Here is a 6,501-nt window from a genome sequence, read left to right as displayed (position 1 = left end):
CGCCTATGGTGAGATTATTGTCAGAAGCAAAAATGTTAATTGGGACCGCAGCTAAAATGAGAATGGCAGTTAAAATTTTTTTCATATATCTCCCCCTGTATAAAATCATATCTATAGCTAAATTATAATCAAATAAAAGTATTTAATCAACTAAAAAAATAGAGAGATGACTTTGTCATCTCTCGCTCTTCTGTTCTCTTTTAATCTTAATAAAATTATAATTTCCTTTTATTTTCCTTTTGAACCCCATGGAGTTTATTGTAGGGAAGATACCGATTCTTCTTATCTGAAAAAGATCGTCAGAGAAACATACACTTCCAGAGTCTGTAGCTACGGCAAATTTATATCCCGCTTCTTCTGCCATCTGTTTTACCCTGTCATTTAGATCACCGTAGGGGTATGCAAAGGATATAAGTTTTTTATCCAGAAGATTTTCCAGAGTCTCTTTTGATTCAAAAATCTCATCTCTAGCCTCTTCAGGCTCTAAACGGGAAAGTTTTGCATGGGTTTTTGTATGTCCCCCAAATTCAATACCATATTCCTGCATCTCTAAAAGATGTTCTTTTGTCATTAACTGATATTTTTTTTCAGGATTGTTTATATTTTCTACATCCCATTTATTATAATCAAGATGTGAAACAAGATACACAACGGCTTTGAACCCGTATTTTTTAAGCACAGGAAAGGCGTATTTGTAGTTATCCTCATATCCATCATCAAAAGTGATCATAATCTGTTTTTTATTCTTATCAAATCTCTGTTTAAACCTGTTTTTAAGTAGATCCTCAAAGACGACAGTTTCATAACCCATATTTTTCAGAGTATTCATATGTTCGTCAAACTGTTCCAGGGTCACATAGGTGCCATGGACACCTTTTTCACTGCTTTCTTTTATTATTCTGTGATACATAAGAATGGGCATCTCGTATTTTTTTTTGAGAACAATCTGCCTTTGATAGGCAATCTCAAGATTTCTTACTATTTTTTTTAGGTCAAACTCTTTTTTTACTTTATGCCTTATTTCATGAATTTCATTCTCATTTAGTTCAGATGCTTCTTTTATATCTTCTAGCATCTTGTCCCAGTTGAACTCTTCTTCCAACTTCACTCCTATATCTCCGAAATTGGAGCTCAGAGCATCCTGAATATTGTCTTTGGTTATTAGTCCGATGGACTTAGCTTCGCCTATTGCCAGTACTGGCCTTCCAGAAAGGATTGCCTCTACAGCCACCCGTCCTGCACCTATTACAAGGTCAGACTCCTTTATGAATTCAGGGATGTTGTTTACATATCCTAAAAACTCCACCTTATCGCTGAATTTCTTAAATTTATCAGGAATATTTTTTCCACCGATTATTCGTATGTGATATAGATCAGGATCCAGTGCCTTTTCCAGTAATTTATATGTGACTTCACCTTTTGGTCCTGAAAGTCTTCCGATAATAGATACTATTTTTTTATCATTCCGAGGAAGCGGAGTTTCAATATATGAGTTTATATCAATACCATTTCTCAAGATCTCTATTTGATCCTCTTTCACTCCCAAATCTTTTACCAAGTGGTCTCTTATATTTTCACATACTGCGAAAGAGTAGTCTCCAAAAGCCTTAAAAATTTTTCTGCTCAGATGCACAGGCTGCCTTCCGTGGACCGTGGTGATAAGAGGTATGCCTGTCATTGTACAGGCTATAGAAGTGCTCCACGAAGAAGCCCTAGAGTGGGCGTGAGCTACCTGGATATCATTTTTTTTAATGAAATCAATTAAAAATTTCACCTGTGATATTCTTTTGACAAGACTACGCTTATTAAATTCTAGTTTATGGTATTCCCCACTGGTTTTTTTGGTAAAAGTATCAGATACAATGAAAACCTTGTGCCCCTTCTTTATAAGCCTGTCACTTAAAGTAGCGGCATAAACCTCTGCTCCTGTAACTTCGAGCTGAGATAAAGCCATCAATATATTCATTTATTCCTGCAGTATCTATACATTAAGATATGCAGTGCCCCCTTTCGAAAATTGTTATTTTTATTTATTTTTTCATAGACTAAAAAATATACCAAAAATATTTTAATATATTTTAAAGCTTTTGTCTTAGTTTGTCAATTTTTTAGAAAAAGAAGCAAGAATAATAGTTGATGAGGGTATTCAGATAAATTACTGTATTTCTTTGAAACTCTTTTGAGGGCTATAATAAGTTGAAAAAACTACCAGGGGAACATTTAGTCCCGCTAGTAGTTTTAGATAAATTTTAATTTACAATCAATTAGACTATTTTATTGTATTTCCGCCATCTACAGATATAATTGTACCTACCATATCCATTGAGTAATCGGAACATAAGTAAACAACAGTATTTGCAACGCTGTCAACATTAACTAAACGATTGGAAGGACGAATTGCAGCCAATTTGTCTTGATCCTCCTGGGGAAAAGCCTTTACAAGTGGTGTTGACATTGTTCCAGGAGCAACTGCGTTGATATTAATTCCTTTTGTAGCATATTCAATAGCAGCAGCTTTGGTCAAACCATTAACAGCATGCTTACTTCCTACATATACTGAAAGTCCTTCAAACCCTGCAGAAGTTCCTGCTTCTGAAGAAACATTTACGATTTTACCGAATTTATTTTCCATCATTAATTGAAGCTCATTCTGCATGCATAAGAAAACACCTTTTACATTGACATTCATTATCAGGTCGTAATGGTCATTTGCTGTTTCTCCAAATGGCTTAAGACCTCCGGTAACACCGGCATTATTTACGGCAAAATCAAGTTTCCCATATTTATCTTTAATGATGTTCATGGCATTTTTAATATCATCATTATTCGTAACATTACCTTTTATAAACATGGCTCCTTCATTAAGTTTACTACACTCTTCTGCCACTTTGTTTCCGTTTATTTCATCAATTCCAAAAATTACAACTTTTGCACCCTCTTCGGCAAATTTTTTTGAAATAGCTGCTCCTAATCCGTTTTCTCCACCTGTAATAAATACTACACCGTTTTTAATTCCCTTCATTTGCTTACCGTCCTTTCAAATCAAAGTTTTTAAATATTAGTCTATTAAAGTTCTGTCTGGAGTTACAATTATCTTAACCTGGCTATCTCTATTGCTACCAGTTAATGCAGCAAATCCTTCTGTTACCAAGTCATCTAAATGAATTTTTTTAGTTATCAGCTGATCAGCTTTTATTCTTCCGTCAGCCAGGTATTTGATTGTTGTATCAAAGATACCTTCTCCATAAACAACTGATCCGACAATTTTCTTTTCAGTCATTACCAGATTGTTTAAGTTGAAATTGATTTCTTTTTCCCAAATGCTTACAATTACAACTGTACCTTTCTTACGAACCACCTCTACAGCACTTTCAAATCCAGCCTGAACACCTGTAACTTCAAATGAGAGATCTGCTCCAAATCCATTTGTAAGTTTTCTCACTTCTTCAGCGACATTTACTTCACGGGGATCTAGAACTACATCTGCTCCGACTTTTAAAGCAAATTCTTTTCTCTTAGCTGATAACTCTACAGCGATTATTTTTTTTGATCCCAATGCTTTTAGATTTTCAATCAATGCTAATCCGATTGGTCCCGCACCTACTACAACTGCAGTCTGATTAACTTTAAGTTCACCAACTTCAATGGCATGCAGGGCAACACTTAATGGTTCTACAAGGGCACCTTTTTCATAGCTTACACCCTCAGGCAATTTTTTAACGAAATTTTTTCTGAATGTTGTATACTCAGCCAGTCCACCACCTAGATCCATTAAACCGTGAAATGCTAAGCTGTCACATAAGTGGTAATTTCCCTCTCTGCATACTTTACACTCTCCGCAGGTAACAAGAGGCTCTATAACTACCGGGTCACCAATCTTAAACTCAGTAACATTTTTTCCTAATTCAACAACTTCTCCAGAGAATTCATGTCCTAAAATAACAGGTGCTTTTGCACCAGTTGCCGGATGTTCTGCATCTACCGGAATGAAAATTGGCCCTGCTAAATACTCGTGTAGATCCGTACCGCAGATTCCACACCACTTAACTTTAACTTTGACCTCATTTTCCTTTACTACCGGTTCTGCTACTTCTTCAATCCTAACATCCTTCGGTCCATACCATAATGCAGCTTTCATAAAATGATTCCTCCTTAGAATATATAAGTTTAGTTTTTGTAATGTAAGATAAAACTTTCACTATTCGATTATATTATTATAATATCGCAAAGTTTTATTCGTGTCAATAGCGATTTTCAACATTAAGGGATTAATCACATAAAAAAACTATATAATGCGGCAATATAGTAAAAATGTTTTGTTGAAAACAAAAACCGCAGAAAAGGTTTATAAATGACTCTTTTCTGCGGCTTGGTATAATTTTTTAATAAATCAAATTATAAATGATTTTCTAATCCCAATTCTTTCATGATTTCTAAATAAGTGGCATAGGTCTCTTTCATTTTTTCATCAGTCAAACGAAAACTAGGGCCTGAAAGAGCCACGCATCCAACAATTGTTCCTCCGGTTTTATACGGCACAGCAAAGCAGTTGGTTCCCTGATACACTTCTTCAAAATCGGTAAAATATTTTAAATTTTTGTCGGTGTTGTTAAATACCTTTGCCACAGCTGCTCCATCAGGAAAATCAATAAACTTATTTTCCTCAAGGACTACCTTTAAAGGCTGAGAAGACAGGACATAATCGAGATAATAATATCTATTACCAACTTTTAAAGAAAAAGATGCGGTTTCATCAACTCTCTCGACTAATTTATTCAACAGTTCATTTATTTTATCACTAATTCCTGAACCATTCATATACGATAAACCTAACTTTAAACTATTGAGACCTAGCGTATAATCGAGACCACCATTTGTCCTTGTAATCTGACCTAAATGTTCAAGAGTTTGAATTATCCCAAAAGCAGTAGAAGTTTTTAGTCCAGTTGCTTCGCTTATTTCATTTAGTTTTGCTGTTCCTTTGTCAGCTATAAAATGAATAATCCCAAAAGCCCTTTGAACGGACTGAATATATTTTTTTTCACTCATTATTATTCTCCCTTGTGCAATCCACAAAATCTCTGTCCTAAAATTATTTATTAAAATAATAGCACAGTCTAAAAAAATCATCAATTATTAAAAGCATAAGTTTCGGTAATGTTGGAATCAGGATATTTTTTGCAAAATCCTAAAAAATATTATTTAAAGAATATTTACTTAGTAAAAGATCATTTTTATTTTAAATTGCGTTTATGCATCCCTATATTTTCAGCTTTACTATCTTTTTACATAGTATCTATCAAAAAAAACCGTACTTGTCATCTGGATAAAAGGGTGTTAATCTTATTTTAAGAAATTTAAACCGGAAAAATATAACATAAAAATTATGAAATAAAAAGGAGTGCAGTTATGAAGGAGAGAAAAAAGCCAAGCTTGACTGGTCGAAAACAAGAAGAAATACGAATGAAGTAGTCAAGTGGGTAAGGTAGTTAAAAAAAATAGGACATTGATAGTTGGAGTAACTTTTATTATTATCTGTTTTGAATAACATTGAAAAAAGAGGTGAGTAGCGTGAAGTATACAGGACCAATTTACAGACCCCCTTATGAAGCAGGGAGTCTGCTGCTGCAAGTAACTGTGGGATGTGCACATAATAAGTGTGCTTTTTGTACCATGTATAGGGGGACACAGTTTTCAACTGAATCTATCGAACAAGTAGAGAAGGATCTGCAAGAAGCAAGAAAACTCCATAAAAGTGTCAAAAGGGTATTTTTAGTAAATGGAGATGCCTTTGTATTAAGTGCAAGCAGATTAAAACCCATTGCTGAAAAAATCATCAAATATTTCCCGGAAGTTGAAGTGATAACAATGTATGCTCATATCAATAACATCAAAAGTAAAACTAATGAAGAACTAAAGGAACTTGCAAAATTAAGGATCAATGATTTGTGGGTGGGAGTAGAAACGGGGCATAAAGAAGCTCTTGAGTATTTAAATAAAGGGTTTAATCTAGAGGAGGCAAAAGAGCAATTAAAAAGACTGGGAGATGCTGAAATTAGATTTATATATGGAATGATGTATGGTGCTGCAGGAATCGGTAATGGAACTGAAAATGCACTTGCAAATGCTGAATTGATTAATGCAACTAAACCAATGGGATTAGCACCTACTACTTTAAATCCAAATCCTGGCACAAAATTATGGGATGATGTAAATAGCGGTAAGTTCAAACTTGCCACAGAAGGGGAAATCTTTGAAGAGATGATAACTTTATTTGAAAACGTAGACGTTGAGGGCCTAAAATATCTAGGGAGGCATGCTATAAATACAATCCCTTTTGATGCAATACTACCGAGAGATAAAAAAAAGGCAATAGAGATAATAAACAAAACAGTCGAAAGAGTTGGTGAAGACTATTTAAAAAGTATTCCAAAACGTCATACAATTTAAAATATATAAAAGATTCATTTTATATGACTTTAAGGAGACTAATTACATTCT

Annotated in this window: 5 protein-coding genes; 1 reads left to right on the top strand and 4 read right to left on the bottom strand. The window is 34.2% G+C overall.

The genetic code is table 11. The features are described 5' to 3' along the window. Positions 1–175: 175 nt before the first annotated feature. From ABZA26_RS04935 to ABZA26_RS04920, 4 genes are all read right to left on the bottom strand, one after another. Complete coding sequence (locus tag ABZA26_RS04935) at positions 176–1,966, bottom strand: polysaccharide deacetylase family protein (RefSeq protein ID WP_372713406.1); 1,791 nt, start codon at positions 1,964–1,966, stop codon at positions 176–178. A 303-nt stretch (positions 1,967–2,269) separates the two neighbouring features. Further along, a complete protein-coding gene (locus ABZA26_RS04930) occupies positions 2,270–3,022 on the bottom strand; it encodes an SDR family NAD(P)-dependent oxidoreductase (protein ID WP_372713404.1) in 753 nt (250 codons plus the stop codon). A gap of 36 nt (positions 3,023–3,058) precedes the next feature. After that, on the bottom strand, positions 3,059–4,138 hold the full coding sequence (locus tag ABZA26_RS04925; protein WP_372713403.1) for a 2,3-butanediol dehydrogenase: 1,080 nt from the start codon (positions 4,136–4,138) through the stop codon (positions 3,059–3,061). A gap of 257 nt (positions 4,139–4,395) precedes the next feature. Then, entirely contained in the window at positions 4,396–5,049 is a 654-nt protein-coding gene (locus tag ABZA26_RS04920) for an IclR family transcriptional regulator (protein WP_372713402.1), read from the bottom strand. 522 nt (positions 5,050–5,571) lie between these two features. Here ABZA26_RS04920 and ABZA26_RS04915 point away from each other — a divergent pair. Next, positions 5,572–6,450, top strand: a complete 879-nt coding sequence (locus tag ABZA26_RS04915) for a radical SAM protein (RefSeq protein WP_372713401.1) — start codon at positions 5,572–5,574, stop codon at positions 6,448–6,450. Positions 6,451–6,501 lie beyond the last annotated feature (51 nt).

This window comes from Ilyobacter sp., assembly GCF_041583315.1.
In the GTDB taxonomy this organism is placed as follows: Bacteria; Fusobacteriota; Fusobacteriia; order Fusobacteriales; family Fusobacteriaceae; genus Ilyobacter.
The sequence above is the reverse complement of the archived record's forward strand: the minus strand, read 5'-3'. Positions and strand labels throughout refer to the sequence as shown.

Bases quoted from the DNA above. Each gene is read 5' to 3' on its own strand.
- ABZA26_RS04930 (WP_372713404.1), bottom strand. From the start codon at position 3,022: ATGAAGGGAATTAAAAACGGTGTAGTATTTATTACAGGTGGAGAAAAC.
- ABZA26_RS04935 (WP_372713406.1), bottom strand. From the start codon at position 1,966: ATGAATATATTGATGGCTTTATCTCAGCTCGAAGTTACAGGAGCAGAG.
- ABZA26_RS04925 (WP_372713403.1), bottom strand. From the start codon at position 4,138: ATGAAAGCTGCATTATGGTATGGACCGAAGGATGTTAGGATTGAAGAA.
- ABZA26_RS04920 (WP_372713402.1), bottom strand. From the start codon at position 5,049: ATGAGTGAAAAAAAATATATTCAGTCCGTTCAAAGGGCTTTTGGGATT.